The sequence below is a fragment of the Fictibacillus sp. 23RED33 genome (genome assembly GCF_015903925.1).
GTDB classification, from domain to species: Bacteria; Bacillota; Bacilli; order Bacillales; family Fictibacillaceae; genus Fictibacillus; species Fictibacillus phosphorivorans.
Genome location: NZ_JACZDX010000004.1, coordinates 112,699 through 132,810, shown reverse-complemented (window position 1 = coordinate 132,810; position 20,112 = coordinate 112,699). Strand labels below are relative to the sequence as shown.

The window sequence follows — 20,112 nt, the reverse complement described above, 5'->3', positions numbered from 1 at the left end:
CACCCTTTTAAGAAAATGAATTACATTTTAAAGTTTATGAGAAGGTGGCATGGCCCAATTCTGATATACGAAAATAATAAAAGACCAGGTTCCCCTGGTCTTCATTCACTCATGTATTCGTTATTGTTGTGAACCGATCGCTTGAGCGAGGTTCGATTTAATGGAAACTTTCTCAAAGGATAAACCTAATTGAATAGCGGTCATTGCAATTTCAGGTCGGATGCCAGACAAGGTTGACTTTACTCCGATAAGGCCAAGCGTTTCAATAAGAGAGAAAATCTGCTGAGCGACCATCGTATCAATAATTAGTACACCAGAGAGATCGATAAAAAGATGTGTAATCTCTTTTTCGGTACACTGCTCGAGCGTATTTTCAACAATGTACTTTGCTCTTTGTGTATCGATCACACCAATTAATGGCAACAGGCCCATATGATTATTCAGTGCGATGACAGGTGAGCTTAGCTCGTTGATCATCTCTTGCTGCGCGATTAATTTCTCTTCGCTATACTTTTGGTTTTCTTCAACAAACCATGTCACAATTTTATTAAATGTTTCAATAATAATCTCGTTCCAAGCATCGATGATGGTTTGAGGATATTCACCTTGATGAATATTAACAAATTCTTGAACCAGATTTAAATACTGTTTTTGTACATTGAAGAATTCTTTCATGATCACTGTAACAGGTGTGTTTAAATGCTCATCATCTTGAGCAATCATAAGCACCCATCTTTCAAAGTCTTTTAGAAATTTACTTTCTTCTGTAACAAAAACCTCACAAAAATGTTCATGAAATTCATGATTTTGCTGTTTAAGCGTTTCGATCGTCTTGGGATTTGTGGAAGCGTATACCCCCGTGGCCTTTGATTTATCAATTGATTGGTACCAATCTTCCGTCAACTGCCATGTTTTTTCAATTAAAAAAGAATGCAGTGCCTTATCTCTATGCATCTCTTTTCCACTCTCCCCATCTACCCTAATTTATCATTGCTCTAATCTTCGTCTTTTGCATCCCAATCTTCTGGAATGGGTTCACTCAAGTACTCCTCAACCATTTTCTTATATTTTTCTAACTGTTCAAAATGAGTATTGAACTGTTCTTTGTTAATAAGATGCTGGTTACCGTCAAAAATGGTACGGATTTTATTCTGCTGAACTAAGCTTTCAACTGCCGCTTCAGGCATCGATAAATATTCAGCCGTTTCTTTTATTGTAAGATACATACTCATACATCCTGTCTAACTTTTGTTTAATCTTAGCTTACAGCAAGTACGGTATGGATTCAATATACCCTAAATAATAGCTTCTAAAATCTAATTGAAGGATTTTTTATTTTGTATTAAATGTTTTCTCATTAAAATGACAAAAAGGAGTAGGAGTACATCTACAAATCCATATACCAAACCGTAACTACCAAGATGATAGAGAAAACTGCCTAACAGGGGTCCGATCGACATCCCCATGTATCTGAAAAAGTTATAAGCACCAATTGCTGTAGCACGATTGGCTTGGAACTCTTGTGTAAGGAGAGCTGTCTGTACGGGTAATGACATACCTAAGAATAGACCAACGAATGAGATCGAAATGATCAATAAGATGAGCGAGACGTTTGAGACTAGGATAAACAACAATAAAGAAATGACGTTTAAAAAGGCAGAGTATACGATCACTTTTCGTTCATTGTATTTTCTCATTTTGCCGCCAATAAAGCTGCCCACTACGATGCCGAGAGATAATGGTAGAAATACTAGACCTTTTTGTTCTACAGACAATTCGTACCTTTCACTCATAATAGCAGGTAGGAACACTAGGAAGTTATACAGAGCGTAATACTGAATGAATCCTAAGCCGATCACAGTGTAACCGATACGGTTTTGCAAAATAGTAAGGAAATCTGAAAACCTAAAGTTCTGCTTCTTTGACGTACTTGGTTTTGTTTCGTGCAAAAAGATAAAATTTCCTGCAAAGATAATAAATCCAACACACATTAACGCAATAAAAATCATATGAAAATCGAACGAAGCACTTAAAAAGCCACCAACTACAGGACCTAAAACAGGGCCAAGCGAAACCATCATCTGAAATGTTCCCATCGGCTGAATCCGATCTTTCCCTTCGAACAGATCCCCAATAACAGTTACTGCTACAACAGAACCCGCAGCAATTCCGATGGCTTGCATAGAGCGAAACACTAAAAGAAATTCAATGGATGAAGAAAAATAACATCCGATCGTAGCCGCTAAGTAAATCAGGATACCTGTTAGCATCACTTTACGCCGTCCGATCGAATCCGTAAGTGGTCCATAGACCATCTGCATCAAAGCCAGGAAAATCGTATAGATCGAGATCGAAAAATTAACCAAGAAAGATGTTGTATGAAGTTCTTTCGTCACTTCAGGAATAAGAGGTACGTAGATCGTTTGAGAAAAAGGACCGAGAAACGCAGCAAGTGCAACAAGGTAGACTAACAATCTGCGGTGCTTCACAAATAAAAACTCCTAACATTTATAAAATAAAAAAGTCTGCTGAAAAAATTCAGTCAGACTTCCCTTACATTAACTTTTTAAATTATACACCTTGTGAAGCACTTTTAATAAGATTTAGCTTATTCAGGGTGTTAGCGTATCTTGTTCTTCCGATTCATTCATCTTTTCAATATCTTTTCGGTGTTTTTCATGATAAATGGCCGGTTTAAGTTCTCTAAGAATTACTGGCAAGAAGATAAGTACCGGTGACAGAAAACTGAAAAAGAAAATTTCAAACGATAAAGCCAGTGTAAACTTCTCTGAAACCTTACTAATAAGACCATCTACTGTATATGTTGCCACTATCCATGAAAAGATTGTAACAAACGCATATTGAATACAATGCTTAATATTGATGTGAGAAATCATGTAGATATAAATTGAGAAAAACAGTATGAATCCTGTGTAGAAATAAATACGAGAAGTTAATGTCAACATTTCATCCGATGTATATTCATTATGTAAGAAATAAATAAATAACGTCATCGCTAGAAATTGAACACTATAGATTGCCACTTTGGGGATTCTAAATTTCACCAATTTGTTAGAAGCTAGTTTTTCCTTTGTTTCTGGTAAAGTATAATCATTAGGTTTTTCCCTAGTTACCCCTACATTTAAATCTTCTATAGAATATCTATAAAAATACGGTCTTCTATCTACTTCATCCATAACAACACTAAGATAGTCTTTTTGAGATACATACCTTAAATCATAATCCGTGATTTCAAGGGGAATTTCGTTCTCCCTCAAAGTTCTAAGCCATAGATGTATTTCCTCTTCGTCATGATGCGTAAATTTCATCACTTCCAACTTGCCCTTACCCGTTCGAAACAAAATATTAAAAGTTATATGCTTATTGTAAATCGTTTCAAATGATTCTATTGCAGACGGGCGAATGATGGAATGAGGCGAAAGTAAACACTTTTCCATATCTGAATATAGAATTTCTACTTTTAATGATTTTAGTGTATTGGTGTCGATAAAAGTTGTCACATACCCTGTGTCTGTAAGCTCTGAATCACTAACAATACTGGTTTGTGACTTTGTTTCCTTAATAATAAAAACTATGAGTGCAGTTAATATGACAACTGGTACAAGCATTACAAACGATACGACAGGATCTTCTTTTAAATTACGAATTACAAAATACAAACAAATGATTAAAAAGAAGGAAAGAAATACCGTTAGATGGATAGTCGTTTCTTTCCCCGCCTGACTCAATCTTGTCGTATATTTCCCATTCTTACCGTTAACCTCCATTGCTACCTCCTATACTATTTAATCTCAATGACCAGTTTATCTGATTTCGCACGTGATACACAGGGAATCAAACAATTATTTGCGACTTTTTGTTCATCACTGAGAAATGAATCATAATGATGAACTTCTCCCTCTATCATAGAGAGTTCACAAGTGCCACAACGACCAATTTGGCAGGAATATGGAGCATTGATACCATGTTTATGGAGCGCTTCTAGTATCGTTTCCGTTTTGGATACGTTTATCGTAGCTCCATTAAGAACCTTAACTTGAAATGCATTTAAGACCTTAGGCTTTGGCGGGCTAAAACGTTCAAAATGAACACATGAATGCGGATAGCCCATCTCTATTGCGGATGTCCTAAACTGCTCAATAAACCCTTCAGGTCCACAAAGATAAACATGCGTTCCGATCGGATGGTTTTCTAAGGAGGCGGTTTGCAAACGTTGTTGTTGATCGGAAAAGTAAAAGTGGCTTTGATTAGGATAGTGTTTTTTTATGTATGTATAAAATGCACAGTTATCCTCAGATTTAGAGGCGTAATGAAGTTCAAAGGTTTGTCCGTTAACTGAGAAATCCTGCATCATAGAAAGGAATGGGGTAATCCCGATGCCTGCCGCGTAAAATACGTGATGTCTCGCTTTAAAGCTAAGAGAAAAATGATTCTTGGGGTAACTGATTTGAAGTCGATCACCGACTTTCATTCCCTGATGCCAGTAGAGTGAACCACCTTTAGAATCCTCACATAATCGCACAGCAATTTCATATTTCGTACGATCGTCTGGATGACTTATTAAAGAGTATTGTCTCACAATAAGTCCTGATCGTGTCTTTAGGTAGGTTGAAATATGCGCACCTCCACTAAATCTTGGAAGTCCCTTTCCCGTTTCTTGGGACAGCGTAAACTTCTTAACCTGCTTCGTTATCTTTTCTATAGATGAAACCCGTACAAATAAATTAGGTTCAATAGACAAATAGACTCCCTCCTAACTTGTAGCTGGATAGCCTAAAAATGCATGGTGCAGTTCAGAATAGTGGTCTGACACTTTAAGCTTTAATTCACATTGATGGCAAGTTAATTCGGTAAGTTGTTCTTCCGCTCTGTTCAGTTCATGACAACGGCAACAGAATATACTTATCCACTTCTCGCCATAACCAATAAATAGTGACTCATCACTCGAAAAACCGATACGAGCTGTCATCGTTTGTACGCTATGAAGTTCAGAATAAGGCAGCACCACATATAGAAAAGTTCCCATCTTTTGCTGTCTTAGAAATTCTTCTAGGCAATCTCTATTTTCAGCAGAAAAATGATACCACTCATAAGCCAACTTCTCTTTCTTCACGTGTTCGAACACACTGCTTAAAACTCTTAATCCAGACTTATCTGAACAAAATATATATTTTCTTTTTCCTTCAATGAAGACCGCATCCATACTCATAACGTCTTCAGCTGTTGGAGCTGACCTTCTAAATACTCCAACACAGCTGTTTTATAAGCAGAGATTCCTTTGTATTCAACAATATGAGAGGGAAGTTCGGACATGATTTCGTAAAATTGCTGCAGCCATTCTCTGTTTGTTGATAGTTGTTCAAGGGACAGCAAATGTGTGTGAATGGAAAAGAGGATGCTATTCGTTCTTGGCAGTCTGAATAACTTCTGCACCTCTACTCGTATATGAACAAGCTCACCTGCGTTCTCCCTCGTTACGTGTTTGCGCAGCTTACCCCACTGATAAAAGGTTTCAAGAGATGTATCAAGTCGATCACCTGCCATAAGCGACCAATTCAAACGTTCCCAAGGTGTTCCGGCTTCAAGCCTCATTAGAAATTGTAGAATTCGTTGATCTAGCCCCTCTTCCTTAAACCGAGGGATAGGATGATGAATGTTTTTAAATTTCATTCCTATGTTAAAAACGAGAGACCAGTTAGCAGGAAAACAGAGCTGTCCTGCATCCAAATACAGATCATCGTCACGCTGTCTCATATAAATAAGATCTTCTTGCACATGATGACTAATAAAGAATAACGGTTCACATGAAAGAGAGTTTTCATCACCAAAGATAAATTCTACTTTTTCGTCCAATATCTTATTGAAAAAAATCCAACTATTATTCTCTTTCTCTACTGAAAAATGTTGTGGGTATTGTGAAACTAAGTGATCGATCACGAGCTCAACAATCTCCCACTGCCCTATAATAGAATGTGGCAGCGATTGATAACAACGCTCGGGGTGATCACTTAATAATTTCCGCTTTAATAGCATCTCTTTTTTGTAGCTCGGGGTAACTTCTATGCAAAAAGGCTGTTTCATGGGGATTGAATTGTTGGAATAACGATACGTTGAATCTTTAAACGGATAAGGAAAATGTGCAAGATCACCTGTCCATTTCATACCTTCACCCTTTACAGAATATTCTTATAATTAATTGTAAAGAAAATCTATTGTTTTGGAAAGACAAAAAAGAGAGCCGACTTTTAACAAGTCAGCTCTCCTTCTTCTTGTCCGGATAATCACACAGCTCAATAATCTGCCCTTGTGAATGTGCGGGGTTCATATAAATTAACCTTCTGCCAAAAGGATTTGTCCGATACGTATCTTTTAAAAAGGTATACCCTCTAGCTTCAAAGTCATCAATCGTTTGAAGAAGATCGTCCACTTCATAAGCCAGGTGATGCACACCCTTTCCCTTCTGCCTAATGAACCGCTCGATTGGAGATGTCTTACTCGTAGGTTCAAGAAGTTCAATTACCTGATTTTCAAGCTCAATCACGGCAATGTGGGTTTCTACTCCAGGCTTCTCACTTGTATATCGTTCAGTTAGCTTTCCGCCTAGTACATTCGTATAAAATTCAATGGCTTCATCTATTCGTCTCACGGCAATTCCGGTATGGTCTAGTCTCATCACGTTCACCTCATTTAACTAGCATTATAGAGGGTAGTAGGGATTTAAGCAAAAAGATAGCCCTTTATTGAAAGGACCACCTTCATAGATTATTTAATTCTAATTTTTTCGTTACCTTTGATCCACTCTGGATAAAAACTTAAGTCAATGGTTAGAGGATTTTGGGAGCGATCTATTTGAGGTAGCTCTATTCCTAGTCGGGTTGTGCCTTTTTCTTCTTCAGTACCCATGGACTGTGAGCTCACTTCAATTTCTTTACCTTGTGCATCAGTTATTGTGCTAAAGATCGCCGAACGGAAAGGTTTTTTTGTATGCAGATCAAAGACGAGCTGCCCATCTTCTTTCCTTAGATTTCTTAACTTGTTTCCATTAGGCTGTTTTAGAATCTTCATTTTTTCTGTATCCACCACAATGACTGCATTCTCTTTATCTATGGCTTGAGCACTATTTAAGACCAGATACAATTCTTTTGGTTCTTTAAAATAGTTACTTTGCAGATAAACTTCCCTCTCAGTGTCTTTATCGCCCGAACCGGTAATACCATTTGTTATATTCCCCCACACTTCATTGTTTTCATCAACTAATCGTAGGTCATCAAGTTGCAGGATGTATTTTTCATTTTCATCGTTCATCTTTAATTTCACAACAGCTCGTAATGGATAGATGGTTACCTTCTCAATATTGATTTTTTGACCTTCTAAGTCCATCGTTTGTTGGACTGCATATTCTTTTTTCTTCTTAAATTCATTAAGTTTTAAATTGATTGTAAAATTCATATCCTTTATTTTGAGATCTACAATATATTCTTTTGCTTCAATAGGCTCTTCAAAGAAATATTCAATTTCTCCACTAAACTTAGTCTCGCCTTTATCTGTTGAATGGGCATCACCGAATGAATTATACGCTTCATCTAATACGGTACCGTCTTTTGCTCTGATCTTTACATCATCAAACATAACCTCTTTTATTTTTTCTTTGGATTCAATCGAATAAAAAAGCACCATGCCCATCTCATCTGCTATCGTTCCATCGATAGTAACTTTCAACCCATCTTTTTCATCTGATACGCCTTGTTTTTGATAATATTTTTTTTCAACAGCTGCTATTCTTCCTTTATCATCACGGATCATACTCACTATTTTTTCCATGCCTGGTATTTCAGAAATGTAATTAGCTAAAGCCGGTGAAATCTTAATAGAAGAAAATAATCCAATGAGTAAAAGAGCTGCCGCTATAAAACCAAAAGCACTTCTCTTCTTCTTAATTCTAGATTTTCGTTCTTCTGTTTTTGCCTTCTGAAATCCACTTAATATCGCCTGATCAATAGAATCTAGTGAAATCGGTATATTTTCATATTCTTTCTTCAAATTGTTTAGTTGTGCTTTCTCTCTTTCAAACATGTAGATTACCTCCTTTCTCATCTAGCTTTTCTCTTAATGCTCGTAATGCCTTATTCAGCCACGTTTTAACTGTACCTTCTGGACACTGCATCATGATCGCTATATCTTTAATCTTTACGTCATTAAAATATTTCAAGGTAAGGATTTCGCGTGACCTGTCGTCTAAATCTAACATCGCGTCCTTCAGCTCTAATTGTATATGGTCCTCTGAAATACCTAACGAATTCAACATTTCTTCATTCATGACGACTCGCTTTTTTAGTTTCAACTGATCATTACAATAGTTGATCATAATTCGAATCAACCACGTTTTGAAATAGAACTCGTTCTTTAACTTTTTTATGTTTTTGTAAGCACGATACGTAACTTCTTGAATTGCCTCGAGTGCTTCTTCTTCATTACGCAAAAAAGATAGAGCTGTCTTATATAAATCGACTTTATACGTTTGAATCAATTTCAAAAACGCCTCGTCGTTTCCTTTTATCGCTTCCTTCACTAGCTGTTCTGTCTCCAATTTCTAGCCTCCTGACCCTTACCTATATATTAGACCGTGGAAAGTAAAAAAAGTTTTATAAAAAATAAAAAAATCAGCCTTTTTAACAAAGACTGATTTCATGAGCTATTTTTTTGCAAGCAGGTACATAAAGTACGGAGCACCAATGATGGTCACAATGATTCCTGCTGGTATCCCACTTGGATCTAATACTACTCTTCCGATCGTGTCAGCTGCCAGGAGTAAGATGCCTCCGATTAATGCTGCAACGGGAAGGAAGACTTGGTGTCTCGGGCCGACTAGTGAGCGTGCGATATGTGGAGCCATCAATCCTACAAAAGCAATACCACCACTGACTGCAACAGAGGCTGACGCAAGTGCTACCGAGATCATGATCAAAGAAATTCGTTCTCTACTTACATTCACACCTACACCGACAGATACGTTCTCGTGCAAATTCAACGTATTTAATACATTGGATTTAAACATCGTATAAGGGATAAGCAGCAAGATCCATGGCAGCAATGATAAAACAAACGTCCAATCATCGCCCCAAATCCTGCCTGCCATCCAGTTCGCCATGAACGAATAATCTTCCATATCTAATCTCGTAGATAGTGTCAATGTTGCTCCATATAAGGCGGCTGCTAAACCTACACCGACTAAGACGAGCCGGGTCGGTTCAACACCTTCACCTTTGATGTAAGACATGATGTAGATCACAAACGCTGTTAGCATACCGCCAAATAGGGCAAATAACGGCAGTACGTATAAAAAGCTTGTGGTTTCCACTGTAAAAAACATGATATACACCACAACCATCAGACCAGCACCAGCATTTATTCCTAAAATACCAGGGTCTGAAAGCGGGTTCTTCGTGATACTTTGGAGGATGGCACCAGATACAGCGAGCCCCATCCCCGCAAGAATAGCAACGATGATACGTGGTAAACGGAACTCAAAAAGAATAAGATTCTCTCTCGGTGTTCCTTGCCCCATTATGGTTCGAAATAATTCTGAAGGTGTTAATGAAGCAAAACCAGTTGCAACACTTATAATAAAAACGGCTATCAGCAACAAGATCGCCGCAATCGTCGTTACTCTTACTCTCTTCATCTGGTGTGCATTCATCATGATAGTTTTCTCCCTCCCTTTCTTGCAAGGTAGAGGAAGAACGGTACCCCGATCATAGCGACTACTGCACCAACTGGTGTTTCATAAGGAGCGTTTACCGTTCGGGCAAACGTATCTGCTAGCACCATGAGCACACTCCCGAAGATCGCGGAACATGGAATGATCCACCGATAGTCCGTTCCAACTAAGAACCGCACGATATGCGGAACCATAAGACCTACAAATGCAATAGCACCAACGAGTGAAACGGCAGCACCCGCTAAGATCAACACCACCGTCATGAGAACGATTTTCGTAAATAGAGTTCGTTGACCAAGGCCGCGTGCTACTTCTTCACCGAAGCTTAATATAGTTAACTGCCTTGAGAACATGACAGCTACAATGATTCCAACCAACACGACAGGTACGATAATTTTCAGCTGTGCCCAGTTTGTGCCTGATACACCACCTGCCGTCCAAAACGCAAGGTCCTGAGAAAGCTTAAAATATAACGCAATGCCTTCTCCTAAGGAAGAAAGCAGTGCTGAAACTGCTGCACCTGCTAACGTAATCCGGATTGGGGTCAATCCACCTCGGCTCATAGAGCCAAGCCCGAATACTAGCATCGCACCTATTCCTGCACCTATAAAAGATAGAATCATCACGGTAAGATAGTTCGCTTCTGTATTAAAAGCGAACACACAAGCGAGAGCAAGGCTTGCTCCCGCGTTCAAACCAAGTAGACCAGGGTCTGCTAACGGGTTTCTAGTCATCCCTTGCATGATTGCTCCACTTACAGCAAACGCCGCACCGACGATTGCTGCACCAAGCTCTCTCGGTAATCGTAGACTCATAATGATACGGTCAGCTTCCCTAGTAGGATCATAGTTGATCACAGCGTTCCAAACTGTCAGAAACTGAATCTTAGCGGCTCCCACAGATATCGCAAGAACGATACTCAACAAAAGAAGTGCGAACCCTAGCAATAAAATCGCTGTCCCTACCGCTGGCCTAGAAAACACTTTATTCTCTTTTATAAGCTTGGTTTTTGTTTTGAACATAGCGTTTGTCCCTTTTTATAAAGTGCTTATTATTTCTTTTTCGTTAACTCTTCAACGATAATATCTAATTCTTTTTCTAGTGAAATCGGGTCATTGAAATAGAATGACTCTGAATCAAACTTAATTGCGTTACCGTTCTTCACAGCCGGCAATTCTTTCCACACATCTGACTCCATGAATGAGTTATCTGGATTTCCTGCTCCTGTTCCTACAAAGATATAATCTCCAGCGTATGTTGGGATCACTTCGGTTGAAATGGCTTTCCAGCCTGGGCCAAATACATCTTCTTCTAACTTCTTAGGAGCTTTAAGTTCTAGCGCTTGATAGATAACTTCTGTACCACGGCCCCAGTTCTCACCGTATACATACATGTCTTTTCCGTATGCTTCCATAACCATGAACGTCTTGTCTTCACCGATTGCCGATTTTACTTTTTCACGAGCATCAGCGGCTTTCTTCTTCCACTCTTCTACCCATGATTTTGCTTCTTTTTCTTTGTTAACCATCTTTCCGATCTCTACGTGCTGTTCCATGTAGTCATACTTGTCATACGTCATTGTAACCGTTGGAGCAATCTCTTCATATTTCTTAATATTTTTGTCATCAGAATACGTAATGATTAGATCTGGATCTAATTCTAGAAGTTTTTCATATGAATCAGCAGTTACCACTTCAGCTTTGTCTAATTTGTTTCCATAAAACTTGTTTGCTTTTGGGTATTCATTTACTGCTACTGGTGTGATCCCTAAGTCTAGCAAGTTACCTGCATACGTTGCAGCCATCATCGCAACACGTTTCGGTTCAGCTGGCACTTCAATCTCTTTACCTTTTTCGTCTTTATAGATTCTCGTTTCTTTTTTCGACGATTCCTTCTCACTAGTGCTTGCGCCTTCTTCTGATTTGTTTCCGCATGCGGCTAGTACAAACACTAAAAGTAATGCCATAAAGCTAACGAGTAATTGTTTTGATGTTCTTTTCATTTTGTTATCCCCCTATATTTGACAATAAAAATCATTCTCAATTAACTGTAAAAAAGAAAGGCGAATTTACGCCAAGTTCTCAACTAACTTTACATTCTTAATCAGATCATACGTAAGACAAACAGGTTTTCTCGTCCTCGGGTCAACACCGATCTCTGCATCAATATGAAATACATTGCGTAGGACCGTACGTGTCATTACCTCTTCAGCCGTACCTTCTTTTAAAATAGATCCGTCTTTCATCGCGACCATATGATGAGCAAAGCGAGCGGCATGGTTCAAATCATGAATGACCATTACGATCGTTCTCTTCTCGTCCCGGTTCAACTGGTATAACAACTCTAGAACTTCCAATTGATGAGACAAATCCAAGTATGTAGTCGGTTCATCCAACAAGATAATATCCGTTTCCTGAGCCAATGCCATCGCGATCCATACCCGCTGGCGTTGCCCACCTGAAAGCGCGTCTACAGAACGATCTTTGAACTCAAGGACACCTGTAACGTCTAATGCCCAATCTATTACTTCAAAATCTTTTTTCGTAAGCTTTCCGAAGCCTTTTTGATAAGGAAATCTTCCGTAAGAAACAAGTTCACCGACCGTAAGTCCTTCTGGTGAATCTGGTGACTGAGGAAGAATCGCCATCTTTTGAGCAATCTTTTTCGTAGATTCTTTGCTGACGGCTTTACCATCTAGATAAACCACACCGGATTTAGGATTTAGAATGCGCGACAACGTTTTCAAAACCGTTGACTTCCCACACCCGTTAGGTCCAATGATTGTCGTGATTTTACCGTCTGGAATGGAAATGTTAAGATCCTTTACGATGTCTCGTTCACCATATGAGATTTGCAAATGCTCAGCATACAGTCTAGACACTTTATTCGCCCTCCTCTATAACAGTAATTTGAAATATATTTAAAGCACTGAACTTAATTGAAAATGATTATCAATCTCGTTCTCATTTTATTGGATATCGAGGAGTGTGTCAACGGGATTTTTTTGAAATTCATTAGTGAAGAATTAGATAACCTAAAATGTTATGATAATCTTAACTATAAAATTTACGGAGGAGAACATTGAAGAAGCTCGTTAAAGTAGTTGCAGCTATAATTGAAAATGATAATGATGAAATCTTATGTGCTTTAAGATCTCCTAACATGGCAATACCAAATATGTGGGAGTTCCCTGGTGGAAAGGTAGAGCAAGGAGAGGACTTATATTCTGCTTTAAAAAGGGAAATTAGTGAAGAATTAGGGTGTTTAATTGAGACGAAGATTCTCTTTAACGATCATACCCATGAATATGAGAATTTTACGATTAACCTAATTACAATCAAAAGTAAAATTATTGATAGAAATCCAATCCCTAAAGAACATTCAAAACTAATTTGGTTAAAGAGAGAAAATTTATCATCATTAATTTGGGCACCAGCCGATATTCCAGCGGTAGAACAACTCATAAACGAATAAAAGTATAGACTTCTCATCTGAGAAGTCTATACTTTTATCGTAAATTCATTATATAAACTAGCAGGTACTTCATTCTCAAGTTTAATCTTTACAGTTATCGGCTTTTCACCTTTGTAATCAATCGAGTCCCCTTTGCCAATATAAATGTAAGGTTCCGTTTTTCCATCTAAATTTCTATACTTCCTGACAAATAGATGTAGGTTAACTCCTCTTTGTTTATTCTTAATAATATTTTGTCCTCTTTCAGAAAGTTGTGTAGTACTGTTAACTGATTGCCATTGAAAGAGTTGCTCGCTAAGAAATTTGTCTTTATATTTAATACTTTGTTTAATATCTTCTTCTTTGTGTAAGTCAATAAACAAAAAGTATTCTTTACCATTTGCCAATAGACCAGAGCCTCTAAAGGAACTATGAGTTTTTCTGTAATTAGAAAGAAATGCAGCGTCCATCATCTGATATTGCTCATATAGTTTAAAATGCGGAACACCATAGTATTCTTCTTTGTATTCTTTTTCATATCTAAAAATACCATAAGTCACAATATCTTCTAAGAACTTTTTGTATTCGTTATTTTCTAAAACTCTCGTAAAAAGTTCAGTTTTAGTCAACTTACCGTCTTCTAAAACAAATAATCGCGGCTTACTTTTCTTTTGTCCACTGTCGGAGTATTTCTGATCTAGACATTCAAAAGCATGTAGAATACTATCTCCATCTACATTTTTAATCAATTTGAGTATTTCATTTTTTGCCTTCCCAATATTAATTTCCTCATGATCTAATAAATAATTTATAATGACAAACTCATAAACCCTCTTAAGTGGAAGGTGACTAGATAGCTCTTTTAAAGTAGACTCAAAAACATCATTTAACAAAAGTGTCTTTAGTTTTTCATCCTTTTCTACTTTTGCTACAAATTGCAAATAGGATTTTTCTTTACTAATAAATTTGATAGGATCAGGTGCACCATCATATTTAAGATAATCGATTAATAAGTATGGGATATGCCCTTGATTTAAATTCTTAAATTCAAAGTATTCTTCTTTTAGATACTTCATAGAGTTGAAATTTTCTTTGTCGATTTGTTCTAGTATTCTTTCTTGCGAGATTTTATCCATTTGGATATGCGTACATCCTGGTATATTAGCAAAGCCAGTAACTAGCGCAATCTTTAAACTCTCTTTATCGTAATACCGACTTCCGTTCAGAGCCAAAGCAATTAAAAATGTTTTATTATGATTACCTATAAAATCTAACACTGTAAGAAAGCTTTTGTTAGCATGCTTTCTAAGTCCTCTCCCTAACTGTTGAATAAAAACAATAGGAGAATTTGTTGGTCTTAACATCAAAACAGAGTTAACAGAAGGAATATCAACACCCTCATTGAAGATATCAACGGTAAATATAAATTCTAATTCATCTGTGTCCTCTTCTAATCTATTAATATACATTTCTCGTTGATAGGGAGAGTGCTCTCCCAATAAACAAACACTGTTGTAGCCTCTTTTATTGAATTCAGCCGCCATATATTGCGCATGTTCTATACTTGCACAAAATCCTAAACACTTTCTTTTATCGCCATCATGACCATAAAAGTCCATCTTTTCAATTATGAAGTCTACACGTTCGTTAACCTTTAATCTTTTAGTAATTTCAGCTATGTCATCAATATGAACATCACTAAGATCTACACTTTCAATGTCTGTTATTCCAAAGTAATGAAAAGGAATTACAAGTTCATCCTCTAAAGCCTCATGCAATCTCACTTCTAAAGCCACGTTATTATCAAAAAGATCAAATACATTTCCACTGTCACTTCTCTCTGGTGTTGCAGTCATGCCCAAAGTGAATTTAGGGTCAAAGTAATTTAAGACCGCTCGATAGGATGGACTGGTAGCGTGGTGGGCTTCATCAATAATTAGATATTCAAATTCATTTCTATCAAATTCCCGGTAGCATTTAGATAGGGTTTGAATGGTAGCGAAAACATAATCTACATTTTTCTGTTTGTAATTACCCGTTAATAAACCAAACGTAAGACCTTCGTTAGGTAAAAGTATTTCAAATGTTTCTTTAGCTTTTTTAAGAATTTCTTCTCTGTGTACGATGAACAATAATTTTCTTGGCATGTACCGTTTTACATCAAAAGCTGACATGTATGTTTTACCCGTTCCTGTAGCAGCAATTACGAGCGCTTTTTTCTCGTCAAAATGTCGGAGTCTCTCTAGATTTTCTATGGCTCGCTTCTGCATCCGATTAGGTACAATATAGCCTTTATTTTCATAGATAACTTGTTGTGTTGGTGTTTTATTAATACTCTTTAAGAATGCTTCATAATCTTGAATAAAATCATTATTAGCTTCAGCACTAAATTCCCATAACGAATTGTATTCTTTTAATACTTTTTTTATAAAATTTGCATCCTCTTTAGCAATAACCTCAACATTCCATTCAATATTACTTTTGAGGGCACTCTGAGTAATATTTGATGAACCGATAATAACTTTGAATGAATCCTGGTATTCAAATATATAAGCCTTTGTATGAAATCCAACTTCTTTATCTGTAACGAAAACCTTTAGTTCTATGTTATCAAATTCTTTAATTTTTTCTAATGCCTTAGCCTCTGTAAAGTTTAGGTAAGTTGAAGTAATAATCTTTCCTTTTACGCCTTTTTCTTGCGCCTCTTTCAAAGGATCAAGCAAAAGCTGAAGACCGCTAAAATTCACAAAAGCCACACTAAAATAAAATGAGATACACTCATTCATTGAACGAACAAGCTCGCCTAGCAAATTTTCTTTATCTGAGTTGACGATTAACTTCTTCTCAAAGTCCATAATAATCCCCTAATACCATAATTTTCTTTCTATTACTTAGACATACTACTATAAGTACTGCTTAATAAAAAGATCATTTTGCAAACAGTAATTTCTACATAAAAAAGAACTCTATAAAGAGCTCTTTTAATCAATACACCTTATTAAAACATTCCGAGCGCTTTTTTAGTCGCTGGACCTACCACACCATCAACTGTGAGCTTCTTAGCTTTTTGAAATTTACGAACGGCAGCATCAGTGTTGGCGCCAAATATACCGTCGATTCCTTTTGTGCTGTACCCTAGATTCGTAAGCCTACGTTGAAGCTCCATGACTTCGGCACCACGGCTACCCTTTTTTAGATTAACGACTGAGAAGACAGGCACCGTCGAACTGTTTGTTACCTTGTATCCATTCGCTGCTGCTAGAGCAGGGAATGATTTACCTGAAGTTGTGATCACAACAGGGGTATTAACCGAAATCCTAGCATATAACCACTGCACCTCGTTGTTGTACATACGGATACAGCCTGCACTTACATACTTACCTATGGAACTTGCATTATTGTTTCCATGGATGGCATACGTTGTGCCCCATGTTCCGTTTGCGTTTAAGCCTAACCATCTGTTTCCTAAGGGATTGCGCGGATCTCCACCTGGGATATTACCTGTATAATAAGGCCGATTCGTGATTTTGTTTACAATTTTAAACTTACCTTCTGGTGTGTAAGATGGCAGTTTACCTGTAGCCACTTTGAAAACCTTCGATAATTTATTATTTTCAAAATACGCTAGCTGGTTTGTTGATTTATTTATGACGATAAATGATGAAGCTGCTGCCTTTGCTGGTTGAACGAGTAAGAACATGAAACCAAACATCAGTAATGCATTTAGTATCTTTTTCGTTTTCATTCCTTCTCTCCTATTCTTTATTGAAATAACAAATCCTCATATTCTATGCGAGGGTATAGGAGATGCATTACTACTTTTGTTAAAAATTTAATCAAAAAAACATGAATAATAAGCTTGTACGATGAATAGACTGGTAGGTTATATTTGTCTTATACATATGAACAGAAAGAAGATGGAATGATGCGAAATGTTATGTTAAAGAACACTCATAGAGTGGAAATTCGCGAAGCTGTAAGTGATGATGCAGTGAACATCATCGATTTTTATAATGTGGTTGGCGGTGAAAGTGATTTTTTATCCTTTGGAGCTGGTGAATTCAAACGAGAAATAGAGGATTATAGTAATTACATTGTCTCTGTCTCAAATGAATCGAACTCTATCATGCTGCTTGCGACAATCGGTTCAGAGATTATTGCGATTGCAACCATTAACTCATCGCAGAAGGAAAGAACCAAACATGTTGGAACATTGGGGATTGTTGTTTCTAAAAACTATGCGGGGTTGGGTTTAGGCAAAGCATTGATGAATGAACTTATAGTGTGGGCAAGACAAAATGGAATCACTAGAAAGATTAGTCTCGTAACAAACGAGCATAATACGAAGGCAATCGACCTTTATAAAAAGTTCGGTTTTGACGAGGAAGGTTTGCTGAAGCAAGATAACTTTATTAATGGAACCTATCAGAACACGGTAATGATGGGGTTGATTTTATAGTAAAAGGTACCTGCATTTAAACAGGTACCTTCTTTTGTTTATTCACCTTTAATCTCAAGCAGCTTCTGCCTTAAACCGATTTCCATCGTAGCTAGCTCTTCTTCTGCAAGACGTCGCTTTACTCGTCCCTCTTCTTGAATACGGAGTGTCTCTTCTAATGTTGAAAGAAGATTCTCCTGCGTTTTCTTTAACGTTTCAATATCAATCAAGCCGCGTTCGTTTTCTTTTGCGGTTTCAATCGTATTGGTTTTTAACATCTCTGCATTTTTTAGTAAAAGCTCGTTCGTCGTTTTGGAAACTTGTTTTTGAGCTTCTACTGCATTACGCTGCCTGATTAACGTTAATGCAATAGCGACTTGGTTCTTCCATAATGGAATAGCTGTCATGATGGACGACTGAATTTTTTCTACCAGCGCTTGGTTCGTGTTTTGAATAAGGCGAATTTGTGGTGCACTTTGAATCGTAATCTCACGACTTAGTTTTAAGTCATGTACACGTTTATCTAAACGATCGGCAAACTGAACCATATCATTTACTTCTTGGAACTTCATCTGATCGTTCGTCTGTTCAGCTACTCTTCTCATCTCAGGAATCGTAACCTGGTTTAGCTCATCCAGCTTAAGTTCTCCCGCCGCTATATATACGTTCAACGCTTGAAAATACTCTTTGTTGTTTTCATACAATTTTTCAAGCATGACGATATCGGACATAAGAACATTCTTGCTGCCATCGAGCTTTACCGAAATACGATCAATCTGAGCTCCTGTTTTTTGATATTTTGATAGGACCTCCTGAACAGAGCCCGAGATCTTTCCGAACATGCGGCCGATCAATGTAGGTTTGTTTGACTTTAATTCTTCAGGATTGACATCTTGAAGCTTTCTCATCAAATCTCCAATGATCTCACCGATTTGCCCTGTGTCTTTCTTTTTCACATGATCGAGCATCGTGTTCGAAAAAGAATGAAGCTTTGCCTGTGCAGGTGCCCCGTACGTGATCATCGTCTGGTGATTCGTCGGATCGATCTGTTTCGCCAGCTGATACGCTTTTTCTTTATTTTCTTCTGGCAGAACATCGATTAATCGTACCTGCTTGTTTTCACTAGAAGGCACAGTAGATTCTTGCTGTTCGCCAAAAGGATTTGCCAACAAGTCATCCATTAGATTTGTCGGTTCATCTGAATGGTTAAGTGGTGCATTATTTTCTTTCATTTATATCTCCTGCCTTTTTTATGGATTGGGAGTCATTTTGAGATTTAATTGAGTACTTCGCTACATCGATCTCATAATGTAGGTCATCTATATCATTTGACAATACTTGGTATAAATCCTTTTCGATCTGAACGATCAGTTCGTCTAGAGTTCTTCTCGTTTCTACTAAAGAATGTGTCAATTCCCTCGATTTTCTTGGCTGTGAGGATAGAAACATATATTTTTCAGTGAGCTCTACGGCTGAATCCAAATGAGAAAAATAGAACTGTTCAGCTTGATAAAAACGTCTTGGCTCTTTTTGGGTTAAACTCTGGATCTTTCTAACTACACGTACAAGATCCGCTCTTTGTTTTAAAGTTGGCAGGTCACGGACTGAAAACATTGCTTTTTGTAGTCTGTAAATTTTAGGTTTTGCTTCATCTAAATTTTTTCTGATGTATTTATACTCTCTTCTAGATAAGTGATGTTCACTTAGAAATCTCTGTTTTTGAAGAAGTCCTGTTGCTGTGTATGCGGCAGCTCCTCCAGCTACTGCGATCCCTGACGACAAAAGGTAGGTCTGGTCATACCCGATAATACTTGCCAGCCATACTCCTACTGAAGCTGGGATAGCAACAAACATGCGGATAAAAAAAGCTAAAAATCCGTTCATTGTAATCGACTCCTGACATAAACTCTTTACTATTCATACGGATGTAACGGTTTCTGAGTTTCGTTTAAATAAAAAAAGTTCATCTATACTATGTTTCTATTATTACCTTATCGAAACCTTCCTAAAATCACCATGGCTTTAAGAAGTAATGTGTTCTAAGACTTGAGGCGTATATATAAAAACTCATAATGGAGCTGAGTATTCAAATTTAGGATATAAACAAAACAAAGACGCTGAATATGTATACATCACATAAACAGCGCCTTTAGCTTAAAATCACTTTATTCACTTAAACGTTCTTTCCTTTCTTACTAATACACAAATGCTAGTTATTGTCCCTAACTAGACTTCAATTAATTGTTCGTTCAATCAATTGCCTTGCATTAGATCTTATTTTTCCTCTACTTCTGGTAAATTCCCACACGCCCACATGCTGCGAAAATAGTTTTCACCGGCTATTTCCATCTGCAACACGATCTTAGCATGCTTCGCTCACATACGTCATTGGAATCATCCTCTTTCGTTATGTGTATTTGCGCGTTCCCACATATCCACACATCTCGAAATCAGTTTTCACTGGCTGATCTCTAACTGGATG

Annotated in this window: 20 protein-coding genes; 2 read left to right on the top strand and 18 right to left on the bottom strand. The window is 37.4% G+C overall.

Features of this window, described 5'->3' with window-relative positions:
• Positions 1-120 precede the first annotated feature (120 nt).
• The 14 genes from IHV09_RS15190 to IHV09_RS15125 all read right to left on the bottom strand — a co-directional run bounded on the left by IHV09_RS15190 (position 121) and on the right by IHV09_RS15125 (position 12,620).
• On the bottom strand, positions 121-954 hold the full coding sequence (locus IHV09_RS15190; protein WP_197132476.1) for an STAS domain-containing protein: 834 nt from the start codon (positions 952-954) through the stop codon (positions 121-123).
• 41 nt (positions 955-995) lie between these two features.
• Complete coding sequence (locus tag IHV09_RS15185) at positions 996-1,226, bottom strand: excisionase family DNA-binding protein (protein WP_197132473.1); 231 nt, start codon at positions 1,224-1,226, stop codon at positions 996-998.
• Positions 1,227-1,316: 90 nt separating this feature from the next.
• Positions 1,317-2,489, bottom strand: a complete 1,173-nt coding sequence (locus IHV09_RS15180; protein WP_197264879.1) for an MFS transporter — start codon at positions 2,487-2,489, stop codon at positions 1,317-1,319.
• Between the two features lie 123 nt (positions 2,490-2,612).
• Positions 2,613-3,788 (bottom strand): hypothetical protein, encoded by a 1,176-nt coding sequence (locus IHV09_RS15175; RefSeq protein ID WP_197264878.1) that lies wholly within the window; start codon positions 3,786-3,788, stop codon positions 2,613-2,615.
• A 14-nt stretch (positions 3,789-3,802) separates the two neighbouring features.
• Positions 3,803-4,762: a PDR/VanB family oxidoreductase gene (locus IHV09_RS15170; protein ID WP_197264877.1), complete on the bottom strand. Its 960-nt coding sequence runs from the start codon at positions 4,760-4,762 to the stop codon at positions 3,803-3,805.
• 12 nt (positions 4,763-4,774) lie between these two features.
• Positions 4,775-5,230: a hypothetical protein gene (locus tag IHV09_RS15165; protein WP_197264876.1), complete on the bottom strand. Its 456-nt coding sequence runs from the start codon at positions 5,228-5,230 to the stop codon at positions 4,775-4,777.
• A complete protein-coding gene (locus tag IHV09_RS15160) occupies positions 5,227-6,183 on the bottom strand; it encodes a heme-dependent oxidative N-demethylase family protein (RefSeq protein WP_197264875.1) in 957 nt (318 codons plus the stop codon). The genes IHV09_RS15165 and IHV09_RS15160 overlap by 4 nt, the downstream gene beginning before the upstream one ends.
• A 91-nt stretch (positions 6,184-6,274) precedes the next feature.
• Positions 6,275-6,694, bottom strand: coding sequence for a VOC family protein (locus tag IHV09_RS15155; RefSeq protein ID WP_153238175.1), 420 nt, complete (start codon positions 6,692-6,694; stop codon positions 6,275-6,277).
• 89 nt (positions 6,695-6,783) lie between these two features.
• Entirely contained in the window at positions 6,784-8,094 is a 1,311-nt protein-coding gene (locus tag IHV09_RS15150) for a DUF4179 domain-containing protein (protein ID WP_197264874.1), read from the bottom strand.
• The gene (locus IHV09_RS15145; RefSeq protein ID WP_197264873.1) at positions 8,087-8,608 is read right to left on the bottom strand and encodes a sigma-70 family RNA polymerase sigma factor; all 522 of its coding nucleotides are present in this window, start codon (positions 8,606-8,608) and stop codon (positions 8,087-8,089) included. Before IHV09_RS15145 ends, IHV09_RS15150 begins: the two co-directional genes overlap by 8 nt.
• A 105-nt stretch (positions 8,609-8,713) precedes the next feature.
• Positions 8,714-9,721, bottom strand: coding sequence for a FecCD family ABC transporter permease (locus IHV09_RS15140; protein WP_197132451.1), 1,008 nt, complete (start codon positions 9,719-9,721; stop codon positions 8,714-8,716).
• Entirely contained in the window at positions 9,718-10,761 is a 1,044-nt protein-coding gene (locus IHV09_RS15135) for a FecCD family ABC transporter permease (RefSeq protein ID WP_197264872.1), read from the bottom strand. The genes IHV09_RS15140 and IHV09_RS15135 overlap by 4 nt, the downstream gene beginning before the upstream one ends.
• 29 nt (positions 10,762-10,790) lie before the next feature.
• Positions 10,791-11,741, bottom strand: a complete 951-nt coding sequence (locus IHV09_RS15130) for an iron-hydroxamate ABC transporter substrate-binding protein (protein ID WP_197264871.1) — start codon at positions 11,739-11,741, stop codon at positions 10,791-10,793.
• A gap of 66 nt (positions 11,742-11,807) precedes the next feature.
• A complete protein-coding gene (locus IHV09_RS15125; protein WP_197191891.1) occupies positions 11,808-12,620 on the bottom strand; it encodes an ABC transporter ATP-binding protein in 813 nt (270 codons plus the stop codon).
• Positions 12,621-12,820: 200 nt separating this feature from the next.
• Between IHV09_RS15125 and IHV09_RS15120 the strand changes: the two genes are divergently transcribed.
• A complete protein-coding gene (locus IHV09_RS15120; protein ID WP_191754472.1) occupies positions 12,821-13,213 on the top strand; it encodes a (deoxy)nucleoside triphosphate pyrophosphohydrolase in 393 nt (130 codons plus the stop codon).
• Between the two features lie 26 nt (positions 13,214-13,239).
• Here IHV09_RS15120 and IHV09_RS15115 read toward each other — a convergent pair whose 3' ends face one another.
• The gene (locus IHV09_RS15115) at positions 13,240-16,047 is read right to left on the bottom strand and encodes a DEAD/DEAH box helicase (protein WP_197264870.1); all 2,808 of its coding nucleotides are present in this window, start codon (positions 16,045-16,047) and stop codon (positions 13,240-13,242) included.
• Positions 16,048-16,190: 143 nt separating this feature from the next.
• The gene (locus IHV09_RS15110; RefSeq protein WP_197264869.1) at positions 16,191-16,937 is read right to left on the bottom strand and encodes a L,D-transpeptidase family protein; all 747 of its coding nucleotides are present in this window, start codon (positions 16,935-16,937) and stop codon (positions 16,191-16,193) included.
• A 144-nt stretch (positions 16,938-17,081) separates the two neighbouring features.
• On the opposite strand from IHV09_RS15110, the gene IHV09_RS15105 reads away from it, so the two are divergent.
• Positions 17,082-17,651 carry a GNAT family N-acetyltransferase gene (locus tag IHV09_RS15105; RefSeq protein ID WP_231618341.1) on the top strand — a complete coding sequence of 190 codons (570 nt, stop codon included), beginning with the start codon at positions 17,082-17,084 and terminating at the stop codon, positions 17,649-17,651.
• Between the two features lie 38 nt (positions 17,652-17,689).
• Here IHV09_RS15105 and IHV09_RS15100 read toward each other — a convergent pair whose 3' ends face one another.
• Both IHV09_RS15100 and IHV09_RS15095 read right to left on the bottom strand, forming a co-directional pair.
• A complete protein-coding gene (locus IHV09_RS15100; RefSeq protein WP_197132441.1) occupies positions 17,690-18,862 on the bottom strand; it encodes a toxic anion resistance protein in 1,173 nt (390 codons plus the stop codon).
• The gene (locus IHV09_RS15095; protein ID WP_197132439.1) at positions 18,849-19,514 is read right to left on the bottom strand and encodes a 5-bromo-4-chloroindolyl phosphate hydrolysis family protein; all 666 of its coding nucleotides are present in this window, start codon (positions 19,512-19,514) and stop codon (positions 18,849-18,851) included. Before IHV09_RS15095 ends, IHV09_RS15100 begins: the two co-directional genes overlap by 14 nt.
• Between the last annotated feature and the right edge of the window lie 598 nt (positions 19,515-20,112).